Origin of the sequence: Edaphobacter sp. HDX4 (genome assembly GCF_036877565.1) — a bacterium.
Classification (GTDB): Bacteria; Acidobacteriota; Terriglobia; order Terriglobales; family Acidobacteriaceae; genus Edaphobacter.
This window is the reverse complement of the sequence record NZ_JAEDXW010000011.1, coordinates 1-15,993: the sequence shown is the minus strand read 5'-3', so window position 1 is coordinate 15,993 and position 15,993 is coordinate 1. Positions and strand designations below refer to the sequence as shown.

The following is a 15,993-nucleotide window of genomic DNA, read 5'->3' as shown; positions in this document are numbered from 1 at the left end:
TCCATGGTGGAAGATCGCGCGATGGGGTGATCGATTCGTTGCTTGCCGCCCGGGAGCTGGGGTGATTCAATGAAATCATTGAAGCGAACTCTCGCCATTTTGCTGCTGATTGTCTTCGGGATGCCACTTGCGTCTCCGCTGTTCGCAAGCAGCGGGAGCACGGCCGAACGTCTCCCCGCCTGCTGCCGACGGGGTGGTAAGCATCACTGCATGGGCGGTATGGCACTGGCAGGCGAGACTGCTTCGTCGCCTACACCGACGTTCCGAAGCCCGCTGGAGAGGTGTCCCTTCTATCCTCAAGCTATGACGGCGGTGCACCGGGAGCTCTCTACGCCTGACGGGGCCGGGGTGATACTGGTCTCTCTTGTGAGTCATCCCTGCGGTGTGGCGCAGACGGAATCCAAGTGGCGCATCTCCCGCGACCGCAGCCGTCTGAAGCGTGGCCCTCCGGCATCTTCTCTCTCCTGATTTCCCAATAGCGAAGTAAAAGTTTTTGCACAGAAGCGTGTCCTTGACCTGGCGGACGCGGGAGATCAGATGATCTTCCTGACGTGCGGCGGCGCAGGATCTGGCTTCTACACCAGACGGCAGGGCGGAGGTATAGCCGTGCCGGTTTGCCGGGAGATAAGTATGGCAACGATGTCCTTCCATCCAGCGGCCGCCGATCAGTCGCGGCGTATCTATCGTGCGGTGTGGCGCTGGCACTTCTATGCAGGCGTGTTCTGCATTCCGCTGGTCATCTGGCTCGCCTGCACGGGCTCGATCTACCTTTTTAAGCCGCAGATTGAGCGGTGGCTGGACCGCCCGTACGATCACCTTGCGCTGGATGGCAGGCGGGCGACTCCTGAACAGATTGCAAATGCGGGGATGGATGCCGTGCCCGGTTCGAGCCTCCATTACTATGAGCTTCCGCCATCTGAGGACGCGGCGGCAAGGGTCATCGTGGGGGTGGGAAAGCAGGAGTATCGGGTCTATGTGAATCCGGAGAACCTGCGGGTGCTTAAAGTGATCAGCGAGGATAAGCGGCCGATGCAGATCATCTTCCGTCTGCATGGGGAGCTGCTGGCGGGAGACTGGGGTTCGCGAGTGGTGGAGCTGGCAGCGTCGTGGGCGATTGTGCTGATCGTGAGCGGACTTTACCTGTGGTGGCCGCGGCGAACGGAGAAGCTTGCCGGTGTGTTGTGGATCAGGCTGAACAAAGGAGGACGGATCTTCTGGAGAGATCTTCATGCGGTCACGGGGATCTGGGTATCTGGCTTCGCATTGTTTCTGCTTTTGACCGGCCTGCCGTGGGCGAAGGGTTGGGGAGCGTACTTCAAGGAGATCCGTTCTCTCACGGGGACTGCGGTGAGTCGACAGGACTGGACCACTGGCCGCTCCGGTGTCCTGGCAGAACGCGAGGCGATGAACCGGAACAGCATGGCGGCACAGGTGTCGGAGCATGCCGGACATATGGGGCATGCGATGGCGCGGATGAAAGGGGAAGGAGCCTACAGGCCGCTCAATACGATTGTTCCAGTTGCGGCGAGACTGAATCTGGCCTATCCGGTACAGGTCATGCCTGCGATGGCGGTGAACGGACCCTGGACGATCAAGTCGGATGCACAGAATCGAACGCTGCGTACGACGATCTCGGTTGACTCAGCGACAGGAACCATTCTGAGCCGGGAAGACTTTCATCAGAGGCACCTTATCGACCGCATTGTGGGAGTGGGAATCGCCGCGCATGAGGGGCAGCTGTTTGGAATCGTCAATCAGCTGATCAGTCTCGCGACAGCGATGGGACTGGTGCTTCTGAGTGTTTCCGCGACGGTGATGTGGTGGCGACGGCGGAATGTGGGGGTGCTGGGGGCACCTTTGCCACTGGGCAGACCACATTTCACGTTTGGGCTGGTCGCGGTAGTCGTTGCACTCGCGCTTTATCTGCCAGCGATGGCGGCATCGCTGGTCGCGGTTGTGCTTCTGGAGAGGCTTGTCTTTTGCCGGATTCCACCGGTGAGCCGATGGCTGGGACTGGTGCCTGGGTGATCTTTCGGCTGTGGACCGCAGATCCTTCGACTGCGCCCTTCGGGCTTCGCTCAGGATGACACTTTGGTGAGGGCGGCGTGTGGATACGAGGTTCGGGCGGGGAGGTGACTGCGGGGTGGAGCGAGCGCTTGGCTGTGGGAGGGTAACGGGCGTTTGGATGCGCGATGAATGTGTGACTGCGTCAACGACGCCGGTCGCCTATGAGTTTCAGGAGGGCGAGGATGAGGGTGAGGGAGCCGGTAGGAAGGCAGCCCATGGCGACCATGAGGGCCAGCCAACCGGAGTTGGTATGGGGTCCCTGACGGCCGATGCCACCAAAGAAGAGGTGGATTGCGAGAACGGCGGCGACTCCGGTTCCGAAGATCCAGAGGCCGGTTCGAAGTATTTTTCGGGTATCAGATTGCATGGGACCGGGATGTCATGAGATCAGAACGTGCTTGGTTAGTGGATCGCAGACTGCATCCAGTAGACGATGACGCCGGTAACGGAGACGTAGAGCCAGATGGGCCAGGTGTAGCGAGCGAGCCTTCTGTGCGCGGGGAACCGGCCCGTCAGCGACAGAAAGAAGGTGATGAGGATCATCGGCAGCGCGAGGATGGAGAGAATGATGTGGGAGGCCAGAAGCTTCCAGTAAAAGGGCCACCAGGCGCTGAGGCGGTTGAAGTGAGTCTCCCCATGAAGGGTGAAGTTGACCAGGTAGGAGACAAGAAAGATGGACGAGAAGACGAAGGCCGTGAACATGGCCGCGCGGTGCTGCGGGATCTTCCTGGCGCGGATGAACCGGTAGCCGATGACCAGTGCCACGGTCGAGAGCGCGTTGAGGATGGCATTCACGAGCGGAAGCGAACGGAGCTGGGTTCCGGCTACATCGGTAGGGGCGTGGAAGTAGACAAGCCAGCAGATGAAGGCGCTGGCTGCCGCGCTGACTGCGATGATGGCGGCGATGATCGAGGGGGGCGTGCGCAGGTGCGCTGGCGGCTGGGTCGTGCGTACGTTCATTAGAAGAGCAGACGTCCTTTCGCATCGAGCATCATGGCAGCCATCAGAAGAGGAAGGTAGATGACGGATGCTTTAAGAAGATCGCGGGCGTAGTTGCGAGACTCTGGCGAGGCAGGGTCGCGGGTGATGCGGGCGAAGCGGATGGTGTACCAGAGATAGCCGATGGAGAGGATGGCGGCGACGACTTCGTAGACCTTCCCGGTGATCCCCAGCCAGGTGGGCCACATGCTGGCTGGAATCATGATGACGGCATAGAAGAGGGACTGGATGACCGTTGAACGGGCGGCGAAGTCCCGGTCGGCTGGGTTGGGGTGAGGCGAATTCCGGCGGAGGCGTAGTCTTCGCGGTACATCCAGCCGATGGCCATGAAGTGAGGGAACTGCCAGACGAAGAGGATGGCGAAGAGAGCGATCGCGGGCCACTCGATGATGCCCCGGACGGCGGTCCATCCGATAAGCGGGGGAAGCGCGCCCGGGAAGGCCCCGATGAAGGTGTTGACGACGGTAATGCGCTTGAGAGGAGTGTAGATTCCGACGTAGCCGACGGCGGTGAGGAGGGTAAGGGTTCCGGTGAGCAGGTTGGTGACGTGCGCCAGATAGAGGGAACCGAAGAAGATTGCGGCGAACCCAACGAGAAGGCCGTGAGCGAGAGAGATTCGACCGGCGGCCATGGGGCGGTTGGAGGTCCGGCGCATGAGAGCATCCGTGCGGCGCTCAAGGGCCTGGTTGAGGGCACTGGAGCCGCAGGTGACGACGGCGATACCGGCAAGCGCCTGGATGAGTCCGGCGTGAAAGGGACTGATTCCGCTGGTCAGAGAAGCAAGATAGAAGCCTGCCCCCGCTGTGATGACAACCATCACCGAGACACGCAGTTTGAAGAGGGTCGCGTAATCGGAAAGAAGGCTTGAGCCGGCTACAGCTTTGCGAGAAGAGAGTGCTGCCGGGGTTGTCGCGGATTGTGCCACGTAATAAGGATAACGCGATCCAGGCCTAACCTATGTGATCCATCACTAATTCGCTTTCACAAAGGTTCCCGAATAGAGGTAGATCTTACCTGTCTTCGTTGTGGTTGTTCCCGAGTAGTTGTAGTTGATGGTGTTGAACGCGATGCCATTGGCGCCCCAGCGTATGAGGCGGCCGGGTGTTCCACTGACATTTGGAAAGAGTAGTGTATTGACCGGGGTTAGAGCGGACAGATCAAAGGAAGCGAGTGTTCCGCTCGGCACGCTTCCGTAGGCTCCTCCCACAAAGAAAGCCAGCTTCAAGTTTCCGTCTGTGACCATGGAGCCATTGAAGGCAATTCTGCCGGCGGCATTTCCTGTTGCTGGGTTGACGATGTAACCACTTTCTCCATAAACATATCCGGTTGACTTCTCATAGCGAATATGTCCGTTATTGAAGCCCGGCATCGCACCTGAGTAATCGGTAATCGTTCCGATCCCACCCGTCCCAATTGGCAATACGTATAGATCAAACCCCGTGGATTCATTGTTTGCGCCATAGAGGACGGAGTCGTCTTTGCCCCATGTGATGATCCCAAGGAGAAGGTCGAAACCACCGTGCGGAGAGTTGCGGCCTACGCTCGGTCCTCTCCGGACCGCATCGTCGTAGATCGAAACACCCTGCTGTGCGGCGGGGCTGACCCCAAGGTTTCCCGATGTTACAGCCCACACATGAGGAGAGCCGGGAGCAACGGCCAGATCGAGGGCGACATTCGCTCCGAAAAAGGCATCTGAGCCTAACGAAACAGTGAAGTCTTCCGTCAAGTCAGGCAGCGAAAAGCGCTTTACCGAGGAAGAGCCATCGAGTGCGACATAGAGGAACTGACCGTCGTCTGAGACGGCCATTCTATTGGGTTCGCTGCCTGCCTGAACTTTCTTGATTATGGTTCCGCTGGCGGCATCGATAGCTAGAACGTTGTTTCCATTCTGCGTCGCAGTGCTTGGTACAGAGGCATAGATGACAGGGTGAATCGGATCGGCGACGATGTCATTTGCCGTTTGCCCCAGAATCATCATTCCCTCGGGTAACGCAGTGACGGAAAAATTCGCAGCAGCGCTGACGATGCTACCCGACCCGCTTCCGGGAGAGACTACCGTGATTGGATAGGTACCTGCTGTCGCGACAAGACTGTCCGGGACGGTAGCCATGACGGTGGAGGTGCCCAGATAATTCGAGCTCAGAGTGGTGCCATTCCACTGGACCGTCGAACCGGCCGGAAAATTTTGCCCATTTACGGTAAGAGTGAATCCTCCAGCGCCCTCGACTACCGTTGCAGGGCTGAGCGATGTGATGCTGGGCGGAGGAACCGGGGTTACGGTGAAGACGAAGGGTACCGACGTTGCCGCATTGGGGGCAGGATTGACGACGGTGATGTTATAGCTTCCGGTCGTGGCCAATAACGTTGCCGGGATAGTGGACCGGATCTGAGTAGAGCTTAGAACTGTAGTCGCGAGGGGCGTCGTGCCAAATTGCACTACCGATCCGCTGACATAGTTTCTTCCTGCGAGCGTTACTATCAGTGTCTGCGATCCCACGATGGCCGTGGAGGGAGTGAGTGCGGTAATCGTCGGGACAGGAGCGGTAACGGCAAAGTTGACTGAGTTGGATGTCAGAGACAGCGGGGAAGGATCTACCACTGTGACCGCGTTATTACCCACGGACGCTACATTGGCCGCGGTAACCGTTGCAGTGATCTCTGTTGCGGATGTGGTTACGGACGTGAGCGATACGCCATTCCATTGGACAATGGAACTAGGCAAGAAGTTCTGCCCGGTCACTGTCAGCTTGAAATCCGGTGAACCAGTCTGGACTGTCGAAGGCGAGATGCTCGCGATAACAGGAGCGGCCTGCGTAGAATTGTTCGGTGGGGTCGTCGTAGTCGGCGTTGATGTCGATGGACTACTACTATTTCCCCCACATCCCTGAAGAACGGGAAGCAGAGAGAGAAGCAGGACGAGGGCAGAAAGAGACACAAAACGGCTACGGGCCGCGAACGAACTCATGGAGATTTCCTGATCTTTAGTGTGGAAGGAGTCTATCGAACATCACTGACTCTGCCAAGACAAATCTCCGCTAAACTTTGTGATGCTTTACGAAGCCGTTCTTCGCAAGTTCTGCAAAAGAGCCTCGGCGGATGGCTGGGTGTTGAGGACGTCGGCTGCGGTGAGCCAGGCGCGGCGGAGCTGGGTGATTCCGTAGCGGATCTGGTCGAGCTCAGAGGTGGAGTGAGCGTCGGTGTTGACGGAGATTTTGCAGCCATGCTGTTTGGCGAGGCGGAGGTGCAGATCGTTGAGGTCAGCTCGGGCGGGGCTGGCGTTGTGTTCCACGGCGACGCCAAGCTCGGAGGCGCGCTTGAGGACGGTTTCGATATGGAGGGCGTAGGGATCGCGCTTTAGGACTTTGCGGCCGGTGGGATGGCCGAGGATGCGGACGTAGGGATTTTCGAGCGCGCGGAGAATACGGTCGGTCATCTGCTCGATGGGCTGATCGAAGCGGCTGTGGACGCTGGCGACGACGATGTCCATCTGGGCAAGGGTCTCGTCGGCCAGGTCGAGCTCTCCCTCGGCGAGGATGTCGACCTCGATGCCGGGCAGAACACGGATGCGGCCCTCCATCTCGGCGTCGACGTCTCGGATTCGCTGGATGTGCGCCAGGGCGCGGCGGTCGTCCATGCCGTTGGTCATGGCGAGATTTTTGGAGTGATCGGTGATGGCGATGTACTTGAGGCCGCGGTCGAGGGCAGCCTGGGCCATCTCGCGAATACTGTTGGAGCCGTCTGTCTCGACGGTGTGCATGTGAAGGTCGCCGCGAATGTCGGTCAGGGTGATGAGGGCGGGCAGAGCGTGGCTGGCGGCGGCCTCGAGCTCGCCGCAGTTCTCGCGGAGTTCGGGCGGGATGTAGTCGAGGTCGAGGGCGCGGTAGATGAGCTCCTCGGTAGCAGCGGCGACGATGGAGTTGTCTTCGACGCGGACGAGAGCGTACTCGTTGAGGGTCAGACCGCGCTTGATGGCTCGCTGGCGCAGGGCCACGTTGTGCATCTTGGAGCCGGTGAAGTACTGGAGGGCGGCTCCATAGCTGGCTCGGGGGAGAAGGCGGACATCTACCTGAAGATTGTTGCGGAGGGTGAAGCTGACCTTGTTCTGTCCGCGGGCGATGAGCTTGTCGATAAGGGGGAGGGTCGCGACGTGCTCCACGGCGGCGGCTACGACGTCGGGCTCGCAGGCGGGACCGGTGACGAGAAGGTCGAGGTCGCCGACGGTTTCACGGCCACGGCGGAGCGAGCCGGCGGGTTTTATCTCGTCGATGCCGGGGAACTCGCGGATGAGCGCAGATATACGCTCTGCCTGCTCCTGAGCCTGATCGATGCGGAAACGGCTGGAGTTCTTGCGGTAGTCTTCGATTCCCTTGAGTAGTTTCGTGGTGAACTTCTCGCCCATGCGGGGAAGCTTATTCAGGTGGCCCGCCTTGGCCGCTTCTTCGAGGGCGTCGAGGTCGCAGACGTTAAGGGCGGACCAGATGAGGGCGACGGTCTTTGGGCCCATGCCCGGAAGGCGGAGCAGCTCCAGCATCGAAGGGCGATATTTTTTCAGGAGCTCATCGCGGAGGGGAGTGGAGCCGGTCGTGAGGATGTCGACGATGTTGGCCGCCATGGCCTTGCCGATTCCCGCGATGCCGAGGAGTTGTTTGGGATCGTCAGCGAGGAGAGCCAGTTGTGTGGTTTGCTGCTCGACGGCTTCGGCAGCGCGGCGATAGGATCGGATGCGAAATGGATCGGCTGCATCGATTTCAAGCAGAGCAGCCGTCTCGTCCAGCACACGTGCAATCGAGATATTGTCCATGAAGGTTTGACCGGAGCTATTTCGTGCCTAAGCTCCTGAGTCAGTATGCCGCATCCTCTCCGTTTTGCGGAGACACGTAAAACTTTGCCTGCGGTCTACCTGGGAAAAGATGTTCAAACCGGTCGCGGTGAGAAGATCCTGCTGGATCTTCGCAGCCTCTGCCGGAACAGAAGATGTTAGCTGGCCAGCTGCTGCTGATGCTGCTCTTTAACCCGGAACACCTGATCGGCCTGCGGACCCTTTGCTCCCTGGATGATATCGAACTCTACCTCATCGCCCTCTTTCAGGCTCTTGTAGCCATCTCGCTGGATGGAGGTGTAATGAACGAAGACATCGGCTCCTCCGTCTCGGCCAAGGAAGCCGTATCCCTTTGCGTTGTTGAACCACTTTACGGTGCCTTTGTACTGTGCCAAGACCCTTACTCCTTGCAATCAATTCGATTCGATGACTCGGCCCATAGGCGACATTATCGAATCAGTCAATGTGACGCAAAAGATCAGAGGCGGGTTTTCTGTAAAAGAGCGAACGGCCCTGTAACTGCTGGCGGTTCGTGATTAACGTCTGTCGGGAAGATGTCATTCATAGACGATTTTCGCGACGCAGGCGATCGTAAAGCATGAGTGCGATCAACGTTTTACCGTCGTGAATCTTGTTCTGCGATGCGAGAGCGAGAGCTTCGGACAAGGGCATGCGGATGACCTCGATGTTCTCGTCGGCTTCGGGTTGGGCGTTGCCGTCGCGGATGTCGCGAGCGAGATAGATCTGCATCCATTCGCCGAGGAAGCCGGGACTCGCAAAGTACTTGGTGAGCAGGCTCCATCGTTTGGCTCGATAGCCGGTCTCTTCGATCATCTCGCGCTTGGCGGCAGCGAGGGTGGCTTCGCCAGGTTCAACCCGGCCAGCTGGCAGCTCGAGCAGGAACTGACCAGCGGCGTGGCGATACTGGCGTTCGAGGATGACGTCGGGGTCTGAGGGGTTCCTGGACTCGTCGATCGCGAGGATGACGACAGAGCCGTTGTGACGAATGACTTCTCGGATGTTTTTGCTGCCGCCAGGCTCGATCACCTCGTCCCGAAAGACGGAGAAGACCTTACCTTTGAAGACGACTTTGGATGACAGTACCTTCGTTCTGGCTTTGGACCGAGTAACGGCTGGTTTCGAGGAGGCGCTCCCGGCTTTTGCCTTGAGATCAGAGGCGGGGTGGGCCGCCGTCGCTTTCTTTGTAATCTTTGTCTTGGCTGCCATATGGCTACGGTATCATCCTGCATCGGGAGCTTCGCCATCGGCATCCAACAAAAGCAGAAGTTAAGGTGACCAGCCTCTTTCAGTTGCATCAGATAAAGAACATCAAGCAAAGTATTGGCAAGGTAAGTCTTTCGCGGATTGAGATCGAGTCTGCGGGCGTTTGAACCTCGACTCGAGGATAAAGGACCGGGATGAGCGTTGAGTGTTATCCGATAACGGTGTTGCCCCACATATCGCAGCTTTACCGCGACTATCTGGTGATGGGGGACAACGCGGAGAGTCCGGTTCGCTCCTGGTACGGATCAGGCGAGTCAGGTGGACCGTTTTCAGGCGGATGGATGAGGGGCTCTCTGCGGACGGTGGAGGGGGATCGGTTAGCGAACGAACTGCTCCGGCAGAACCAGGAATTCGGCGCCAGTGCGGAGACGATCGCCAACATCGAAAAGTTACGAGCGGGGGCACGCGCAGTTGTCACGGGACAGCAGGTGGTGCTGTTTGGCGGCCCGCTGCTGACGTTGTTGAAGGCATCCACCGCTATCTCCCGAGCGCGGGAGGCGACGCGCATCACCGGCGTGGAGCATGTTCCGATCTTCTGGATGGCGACCGAGGATCACGATCTGGCTGAGGTGGATCAGGCTGCGCTGCTTACCAAGACAGCCGTAGAGATTCTCAAGGCGGGACTGCGAGTTCCGGTCCCGGTTCCGGTGGGAGATGTTGAGCTGAATGCAGAGACAGCTCCGCTGCTGGAGGAGGCAGTCGAGAGGGCGACAGAGCTGCTGGAGTATGCGCCTGTCAGTGAATGGATTCGCGAGTCGTATCTTTCGAGCGGCGCTACCCTGGCAAACGCGTTTGGGCGATTGATCGCCCGCATCTTTGCCACGCAGGGGCTGATCGTCGTGGATGCCGCGGGTCGTGAGTTCCATGCAATGGGAGCATCGACGCTGCGCCATGCAATTGAGCATTCGGATAGCCTGCGTCGACGACTGATCGATCGGACGGAGGAGTTGACGAAGCACGGATATCACGCACAGGTGCTGGTGTCTGAGTCGTCATCACTGCTCTTTCTGCTGGACGAGGGGACGGGGGAGCGGGTCGCGCTTCGTCCGGTGAGCGAGGGTTCGGAGGCCGAGGTGCAGTGGCGTGCCGGGTCTCACGTGTATACGAAGCAGGCGCTGCTGGAGATTCTGGAGAACGCCCCGGAGCGACTGAGCCCGAACGCACTTCTGCGCCCGGTGTTCCAGGATACGGTGCTGCCGACCGCGGCTTATGTCGGCGGACCGGCGGAGATTGCGTATTTCGCGCAGAGCGAGGTGCTGTATCGCGAGATTCTGGGCCGGGTGACGCCTGTATTGCCTCGCCTGAGTGCAACCCTGATTGAGCCGTCGATTGCGACTGTCATGGACAAGGATGAAGTGCAGTTGCCGGATGCTATGACGAGTGCCGAAGATCTGACGCTGCGCCTGGGTGCGCGCGCGATGCCGATTCCGTTGAAGCGCAAGCTAGCTGCTGTAGGCAATGCGCTGGAGACGGAGCTGGATGCGCTTACGGAGTATCTGCGGGGGATCGACTCGTCGCTGGGGACCGCGGCGGAGACATCAGGCTCGAAGATGCGGTACCAGATGGATCGGTTGCGGCGGATGGCGGCGACCTACGGGGTGCAGAAAGAGGCTTCGCTGAGCAAGCATGCCGCTGCAATCACGTTGAATCTGTTTCCGGATGGACACCCGCAGGAGCGGCTTCTCGCAGGTGTGTGGTTCCTGGCGCGTTACGGAGATGAATTGATCGAGCGACTGGTGCAAGTGGCCAGCAATCAGTGTCCAGGCCACGTGGTGGTACGCCTCTAGCTCCGCTGGATATCAATTTTGAGCAGCATCGTCGATGCGGGCCTGTGATTCGGGACCGCATTTTCTATTGGCGGCCGCTAAGAAGAGACGTCCTGCTGCGTGAAGGCACGGAAATGCGTGCGAGGGATTCGCCTGAGCTTCCGGTTCGGTGGCGAGAGCATTAGAATGACGCACGAGGAGTCTGTCATGGGTCTGAGTGATCAGCCGTTTGAGGTGATGTGTCCTGACTGCGGGGCGATGCTGAAGGTCGATCCGGTCAGCCGAGCGATCATCTCGCACAAGTCTGCGCCGAAGAAGAAGATGTTTGAAGATTTCGGTGAGGCCGCCAAAGCTTTGCGCGAGGCAGATGCCCGGCGCGACAGCATCTTTCAACAGTCGGTCGAAGCGCAAAAGAATAAGGACGATGTGCTGGCGAAGAAGTTCGCCGAGGCGGTGAAGAAGGCGAAAGAGACGCCTCTCGGAGAGAAGCCGCTGCGCGATTTCGATCTTGACTAATGGCGTCAGGCGGGTTGCAGCCGTTAAACTGAGTTATGCCTCCTATTCTGAATGCGCAAGGGTTGTCGAAGAGCTTTGGTGCGACTGCCCTGTTTCGCGATATTGCATTTACTGTCTCTGATGATGACCGTATCGGTCTGATTGGGCCCAATGGGGCCGGCAAGAGCACGCTGCTGAAGGTGCTGGCTGGTGAGGAAGATGCCGACTCGGGCGATGTTGCGGTCCGGAAGCGGGCGCGCATCGGTTATGTGAGGCAGGAGTCCACGTTCGCCCCGCGCAAGACTGTGCGCGAGATTCTAGAGGCGGCGCTGGTCCAAGGCCACGTCCCTGAGGGGGAGCGTGAAGGTAAGCTTCGCGAAACCAGCGGACGGATCGGTCTGACGGATTTGAATGTTGAAGCAGCGACGTTGAGCGGAGGCTGGCGGAAGCGCCTGGCGATTGCAGAAGCGGTTGTTTCCGCGCCCGATGTACTGCTGCTGGATGAGCCGACCAATCACCTGGACCTTGCAGGAATTGCGTGGCTTGAAGGATTGTTGCAGGCTGGAAGCTTTGCTTCGGTCATTATTACGCACGACCGTTATTTCCTTGAGAACGTGGCGACGGAGATCGTAGAGCTGAACCGCGTATATGCGGATGGGCTGCTGCGGGTGCAGGGGAGCTACTCAAAGTTTATCGAGGCGCGGCAGGCTTACCTGGAGTCGCAGACGCGACTGGAAGAGTCTCTGCGGAATCGCGTACGTACGGAGATCGAGTGGCTTCGCCGTGGACCGAAAGCACGGGCCACAAAGGCGAAGGCGCGGATCGACAATGCGCACCAGTTGATCGGCCAGCTGAAGGAGGTCTCCGGCAGGGGACAAAGTACGACGGCGACGATTGGCTTTGAAGGGACGGACCGGCAGACGAAACGGCTGGTTGAGCTGAAGGATGTCTCCATTGAGTTGGGTGGCAAGCAGATTGTGGAGCACCTTAGCTTCCTCTTCGCGAACGGAACGCGGGTCGGCCTGGTTGGGCCGAATGGAAGCGGCAAGACGACAATTTTGAGATTGCTGACCGGAGAGTTATCTGCCTCTGACGGAGAAGTGCAGAAGGCCGGGTCGCTGCGGATTGTGTACTTCAGCCAGATGCGGGAGCTGCCGGAGGGAGTGACGCTGCGGCGTGCCCTGGCACCGGATTCCGATTCGGTGATGTATCAAGGGCGAGTCGTCCATGTGGCGAGCTATGCGCAGAAGTTCCTGTTTTCGGGCGATCAGCTGAACCAGCCGGTGGAGCGACTTAGCGGAGGCGAGCGTGCCCGGGTTCTGATTGCGAGGCTGATGCTGGAGCCGGCGGATCTTCTGCTGCTGGATGAGCCTACCAACGACCTGGATATCACGACGCTCGAGGTGCTAGAGGAGAGCCTGCTGGAGTACAAGGGCGCGCTGGTACTGGTAACGCACGATCGCTACATGCTCGATCGTGTTTCGACGACCGTGCTCGGGCTTGACGGAAGAGGGAACGCGGCTGTGTTTGCGGATTACCCCCAGTGGGAACAGTGGTTCTTAAGCGGTCAGGCAGGTGCAAAGGAAGAATCTCCGGAGAGACAGGCGGTGGCTGCCGACCGCGAAGAGGCGAAGCCAGTCGCATCGGCGAAAAAGAAGCTCTCCTATCTCGAAGCCAGGGAGTTTGCCACGATCGAAGTGCGAGTTGAGGAAGCGGACGCCCGGCTGGACGCGGCACGGGACAGGGTCAACGACCCAGAGGTTGCGGTCGATGCGGAGAGGTTGACGACGGCGCTGGGTGAGATGGAGTCGGCTCAGTCGGAGCTCGACACCCTGTACGCTCGATGGGCTGAGCTTACTGAGAAGGCAGGGTGATTCCTCGAGGCTAGAGCTGTGGGCTGCTGTATGCTGCTGGCATCATGAAGAAGTCTGCAGCATCTGCGATCTTTGCTCTTCTAGCAATTGCGTGTCAGGGGCAGCTTTCTCCCTCGGGAAAGCCTGTGGTGCTTCACGCGTCCAGGATGCTCGATGTTGCCGGCAGTAAGGTGGTTGCGCCGGCGGAGATTCTGGTTGAGGGTGGCAGGATTATTGCGATCGGTAGTTCTGTGACTCGGCCAGCGGGCGCTGAATGGATCGATCTCGGTGACTTGACCCTGATGCCCGGCTTGATCGATGCGCACGTCCATCTCTTTCTTCATCCGGGTGCAGAGGACCTGCAGACGGTGGAGGAGAGCGTTCCGGAGCGAGTGTTGATGGCTGCCGAAGCGGCGAAGCAGGATCTCATGGCAGGCTTTACGGCAGAGCGCGATATGGGGACGGAAGGCGCTGGCTGTGCCGATGTCGCTGTCCGGAACGCGATCAATACGGGTCTGATTCCCGGACCCAGGATGCGGGTGAGTTGCAACGCTATCGACATTCTCGGCGGCCACGAGGATGCGATTGGCTACAACCCCGCGCAAAAGGTTCTCTCGAATGCAGATTACGCCAACTCAGCGGAAGATCTGGTGAAGGTGATTCGCGAACAGAGGAAGGGTGGAGCGGATTTCACGAAGATCTATGAGACAGGGCGGGATTCAATCAGTGCAGGCCGCTTCCAAACTCCATACCAGTACACCGGGGAACAACTCGCAGCCGCTGTTCGGGAGGCGGAGCGAACTGGAGGAGACAGGGGATCGGGGCGAGGCGTGGCCGTTCACGCTACAGGCGAACCGGGAACCCGATTCGCGGTGGAAGCGGGTGTCAGCTCAGTCGATCATGCGTACGTACTAAGCGAGGCGACGATGAAGGCGATGCGTGAGAAGGGAATCTACGCCGTGCCTACCTTTGCCATCAGCGAGTACTTTGCGGAACATGCGAAGACCCCTGAACGTGTCCAAAGCCTGAAGGCAGAACAGGAGCTGCACGCAGCCGAGTTCAAAAAGCAGATGGCTGCAGGAGTTCCGTTTGCGGTAGGCAGCGATGTTGGGCCGTTCCCGCATGGGACGCAGGCAAGGGAGATGGAATTGATGGTGCAGTACGGGATGAAGGCCCCGGATGTGCTTCGAGCGGACCTTTTGAACGGAGCAAAATTGCTGGGATGGTCGGGTAAGGTAGGGGAGCTAAAGGCAAACTACTTCGCCGATATCATCGCAGTCGAAGGCAATCCGCTGGACGATATCGGCGCTCTGAAGAGGGTTCGGTTTGTGATGAAGGATGGCGTGATCTACCGCCGTCCCTGAAGATCTATTTGGGAGACCACTGTTCGTCTGCGGAGGGACCGTAGAGCGCGGGCACAGGAATGTCATTGAGACGCAGATAGACTCCCAGCTGTGCCGTGTGATGAACGAGGTGGTTGAAGAACATCATACGGAAGGTGGCAGAGCGCGGCCGATTGGAGATGAGCTGGTCGCCGAAGGAGAACTTCCATGGAGTGGAGAGTGCTTCGTCCGTCGCAGCTGCAAGAGCGTCGCGGCATGCCTTTGCGTTTTCGTCGAAGCTCTTCAGGGCCGCCTCGCGCGTGGTGAATTCAAAAGATGCCCGTGGATGTTTCGGATTTGCCATGTCCATGCCGTCATCGAGCATGATGTAGGAGCCGAAGAGAGGAAGGCTGGCGCAGTGCATGGCGAGCTTGCCGAGTTCCATGGACTTGTCGTGACACTTCCAGTTGTTCTTGCCTTCCGGAACCCGCTCGAGGGTGCGGCGCGTATTTGAGATTTCGGTATCGAAGTCCTGCAGCAGAATTTCAGAGATAGTCATTTTCGCTCCTGGTGTGATGGAGAAAGCTAGAGGCCGGTGATGTTGTAACCGCAATCGACGAAGGTGGTTTCGCCGGTGATGCCGCTGGCAAGATCGCTCGCGAGGAAGAGCGCGGTATTGCCCACTTCAAGCTGATCGACGTTTCGGTGCAGGGGGGCGCGTTCGGTGACGGCGTCGAGAATCTTTGTGAAGTCGCCGATACCGCGGGCTGCAAGGGTCTTGATCGGACCTGCTGAGATCGCATTGACGCGGATGTTCTTCGATCCCAGGGACGCAGCGAGATAGCGCACACAGGCTTCAAGAGAAGCCTTCGCGAGACCCATGACGTTGTAGTTGGGGAAGACCTTCGTAGAGCCGTAGTAGGTGAGCGTGATGATGGAACCACCTTCGGTCATCAGAGGGACCGCGGCTCGCGAGACCGCGATGAGCGAGTACACACTGACATCGTGCGCGATGCGGAAGCCTTCACGGCTGGTGAAGAGGAAATCACTCTTGATCTCGTCAGGCGGGGCAAAAGCTACCGCGTGGACCAGGATGTTGAGCTTGCCATAGTCATCTTTGAGTTTGATGAAGAGGGAATCGATCTCGGCGTCGGAAGAGACGTCGCACTGGTAGGTCTTGGCGGCGGGTAGCTCCGCTGCGAGGGCGTCGGCATCGCGCTGCAGCCGTTCGCTTTGATAGCAGATCGCGAGGGTCGCGCCGGCCTCGGCGAGTTTCTGCGCGATGCCCCAGGCGATACTGCGCTTGTTTGCGAGGCCGAAGACGACGGCGACTTTACCCTTGAGATCGATCATGATTCCAGTAGTTCTCCTCTGAAAAATTCCCTGCT

At 59.0% G+C, this 15,993-nt stretch carries 16 protein-coding genes; 6 read left to right on the top strand and 10 right to left on the bottom strand.

All coding sequences use genetic code 11. From position 1 onward, the window contains the following. The first annotated feature begins 69 nt into the window (after nt 1-69). On the top strand, nt 70-468 hold the full coding sequence (locus JAO29_RS11890; RefSeq protein ID WP_334268440.1) for a hypothetical protein: 399 nt from the start codon (nt 70-72) through the stop codon (nt 466-468). A 162-nt stretch (nt 469-630) separates the two neighbouring features. Next, entirely contained in the window at nt 631-2,028 is a 1,398-nt protein-coding gene (locus tag JAO29_RS11885) for a PepSY-associated TM helix domain-containing protein (RefSeq protein ID WP_334268439.1), read from the top strand. 181 nt (nt 2,029-2,209) lie between these two features. On the opposite strand, the gene JAO29_RS11880 is transcribed toward JAO29_RS11885, so the two are convergent. From JAO29_RS11880 to JAO29_RS11845, 8 genes are all read right to left on the bottom strand, one after another. After that, entirely contained in the window at nt 2,210-2,434 is a 225-nt protein-coding gene (locus JAO29_RS11880) for a hypothetical protein (RefSeq protein WP_334268438.1), read from the bottom strand. A 35-nt stretch (nt 2,435-2,469) separates the two neighbouring features. Beyond that, the gene (locus JAO29_RS11875; RefSeq protein ID WP_334268437.1) at nt 2,470-3,027 is read right to left on the bottom strand and encodes a DUF420 domain-containing protein; all 558 of its coding nucleotides are present in this window, start codon (nt 3,025-3,027) and stop codon (nt 2,470-2,472) included. After that, on the bottom strand, nt 3,027-3,269 hold the full coding sequence (locus tag JAO29_RS11870; RefSeq protein WP_334268436.1) for a hypothetical protein: 243 nt from the start codon (nt 3,267-3,269) through the stop codon (nt 3,027-3,029). Before JAO29_RS11870 ends, JAO29_RS11875 begins: the two co-directional genes overlap by 1 nt. Next, complete coding sequence (cyoE, locus tag JAO29_RS11865) at nt 3,266-3,991, bottom strand: heme o synthase (protein ID WP_334268435.1); 726 nt, start codon at nt 3,989-3,991, stop codon at nt 3,266-3,268. The genes JAO29_RS11870 and cyoE overlap by 4 nt, the downstream gene beginning before the upstream one ends. 45 nt (nt 3,992-4,036) lie before the next feature. Further along, nucleotides 4,037-6,031: a hypothetical protein gene (locus tag JAO29_RS11860; RefSeq protein ID WP_334268434.1), complete on the bottom strand. Its 1,995-nt coding sequence runs from the start codon at nt 6,029-6,031 to the stop codon at nt 4,037-4,039. 87 nt (nt 6,032-6,118) lie between these two features. Beyond that, complete coding sequence (gene polX / locus JAO29_RS11855) at nt 6,119-7,867, bottom strand: DNA polymerase/3'-5' exonuclease PolX (RefSeq protein WP_334268432.1); 1,749 nt, start codon at nt 7,865-7,867, stop codon at nt 6,119-6,121. A 176-nt stretch (nt 7,868-8,043) separates the two neighbouring features. Then, nucleotides 8,044-8,280, bottom strand: coding sequence for a cold-shock protein (locus JAO29_RS11850; RefSeq protein ID WP_334268431.1), 237 nt, complete (start codon nt 8,278-8,280; stop codon nt 8,044-8,046). A gap of 166 nt (nt 8,281-8,446) precedes the next feature. Continuing rightward, a complete protein-coding gene (locus JAO29_RS11845) occupies nt 8,447-9,112 on the bottom strand; it encodes an NUDIX hydrolase (RefSeq protein ID WP_334268430.1) in 666 nt (221 codons plus the stop codon). Nucleotides 9,113-9,303: 191 nt separating this feature from the next. Between JAO29_RS11845 and bshC the strand changes: the two genes are divergently transcribed. From bshC to JAO29_RS11825, 4 genes are all read left to right on the top strand, one after another. After that, the gene (bshC, locus tag JAO29_RS11840) at nt 9,304-10,956 is read left to right on the top strand and encodes a bacillithiol biosynthesis cysteine-adding enzyme BshC (protein ID WP_334268429.1); all 1,653 of its coding nucleotides are present in this window, start codon (nt 9,304-9,306) and stop codon (nt 10,954-10,956) included. A gap of 165 nt (nt 10,957-11,121) precedes the next feature. Beyond that, nucleotides 11,122-11,451 carry a hypothetical protein gene (locus JAO29_RS11835; RefSeq protein ID WP_334268428.1) on the top strand — a complete coding sequence of 110 codons (330 nt, stop codon included), beginning with the start codon at nt 11,122-11,124 and terminating at the stop codon, nt 11,449-11,451. 35 nt (nt 11,452-11,486) lie between these two features. Next, nucleotides 11,487-13,304, top strand: coding sequence for an ABC-F family ATP-binding cassette domain-containing protein (locus JAO29_RS11830; RefSeq protein WP_334268427.1), 1,818 nt, complete (start codon nt 11,487-11,489; stop codon nt 13,302-13,304). 44 nt (nt 13,305-13,348) lie between these two features. After that, nucleotides 13,349-14,647, top strand: coding sequence for a metal-dependent hydrolase family protein (locus JAO29_RS11825; RefSeq protein ID WP_334268426.1), 1,299 nt, complete (start codon nt 13,349-13,351; stop codon nt 14,645-14,647). Between the two features lie 4 nt (nt 14,648-14,651). On the opposite strand, the gene JAO29_RS11820 is transcribed toward JAO29_RS11825, so the two are convergent. Both JAO29_RS11820 and JAO29_RS11815 read right to left on the bottom strand, forming a co-directional pair. Continuing rightward, nucleotides 14,652-15,164 (bottom strand): DinB family protein, encoded by a 513-nt coding sequence (locus tag JAO29_RS11820; RefSeq protein WP_334268425.1) that lies wholly within the window; start codon nt 15,162-15,164, stop codon nt 14,652-14,654. Nucleotides 15,165-15,190: 26 nt separating this feature from the next. Then, complete coding sequence (locus tag JAO29_RS11815) at nt 15,191-15,958, bottom strand: enoyl-ACP reductase FabI (protein WP_334268579.1); 768 nt, start codon at nt 15,956-15,958, stop codon at nt 15,191-15,193. Nucleotides 15,959-15,993 lie beyond the last annotated feature (35 nt).

What these genes read in the sequence shown, in the direction of transcription:
- JAO29_RS11880 (WP_334268438.1), bottom strand. Translation starts at nt 2,434, where the DNA reads ATGCAATCTGATACCCGAAAAATACTTCGAACCGGCCTCTGGATCTTC.
- polX (WP_334268432.1), bottom strand. Translation starts at nt 7,867, where the DNA reads ATGGACAATATCTCGATTGCACGTGTGCTGGACGAGACGGCTGCTCTG.
- JAO29_RS11845 (WP_334268430.1), bottom strand. Translation starts at nt 9,112, where the DNA reads ATGGCAGCCAAGACAAAGATTACAAAGAAAGCGACGGCGGCCCACCCC.
- JAO29_RS11860 (WP_334268434.1), bottom strand. Translation starts at nt 6,031, where the DNA reads ATGAGTTCGTTCGCGGCCCGTAGCCGTTTTGTGTCTCTTTCTGCCCTC.
- JAO29_RS11820 (WP_334268425.1), bottom strand. Translation starts at nt 15,164, where the DNA reads ATGACTATCTCTGAAATTCTGCTGCAGGACTTCGATACCGAAATCTCA.
- JAO29_RS11885 (WP_334268439.1), top strand. Translation starts at nt 631, where the DNA reads ATGGCAACGATGTCCTTCCATCCAGCGGCCGCCGATCAGTCGCGGCGT.
- JAO29_RS11870 (WP_334268436.1), bottom strand. Translation starts at nt 3,269, where the DNA reads ATGATTCCAGCCAGCATGTGGCCCACCTGGCTGGGGATCACCGGGAAG.
- JAO29_RS11825 (WP_334268426.1), top strand. Translation starts at nt 13,349, where the DNA reads ATGAAGAAGTCTGCAGCATCTGCGATCTTTGCTCTTCTAGCAATTGCG.
- bshC (WP_334268429.1), top strand. Translation starts at nt 9,304, where the DNA reads ATGAGCGTTGAGTGTTATCCGATAACGGTGTTGCCCCACATATCGCAG.
- JAO29_RS11875 (WP_334268437.1), bottom strand. Translation starts at nt 3,027, where the DNA reads ATGAACGTACGCACGACCCAGCCGCCAGCGCACCTGCGCACGCCCCCC.
- JAO29_RS11815 (WP_334268579.1), bottom strand. Translation starts at nt 15,958, where the DNA reads ATGATCGATCTCAAGGGTAAAGTCGCCGTCGTCTTCGGCCTCGCAAAC.
- JAO29_RS11890 (WP_334268440.1), top strand. Translation starts at nt 70, where the DNA reads ATGAAATCATTGAAGCGAACTCTCGCCATTTTGCTGCTGATTGTCTTC.
- JAO29_RS11835 (WP_334268428.1), top strand. Translation starts at nt 11,122, where the DNA reads ATGACGCACGAGGAGTCTGTCATGGGTCTGAGTGATCAGCCGTTTGAG.
- JAO29_RS11830 (WP_334268427.1), top strand. Translation starts at nt 11,487, where the DNA reads ATGCCTCCTATTCTGAATGCGCAAGGGTTGTCGAAGAGCTTTGGTGCG.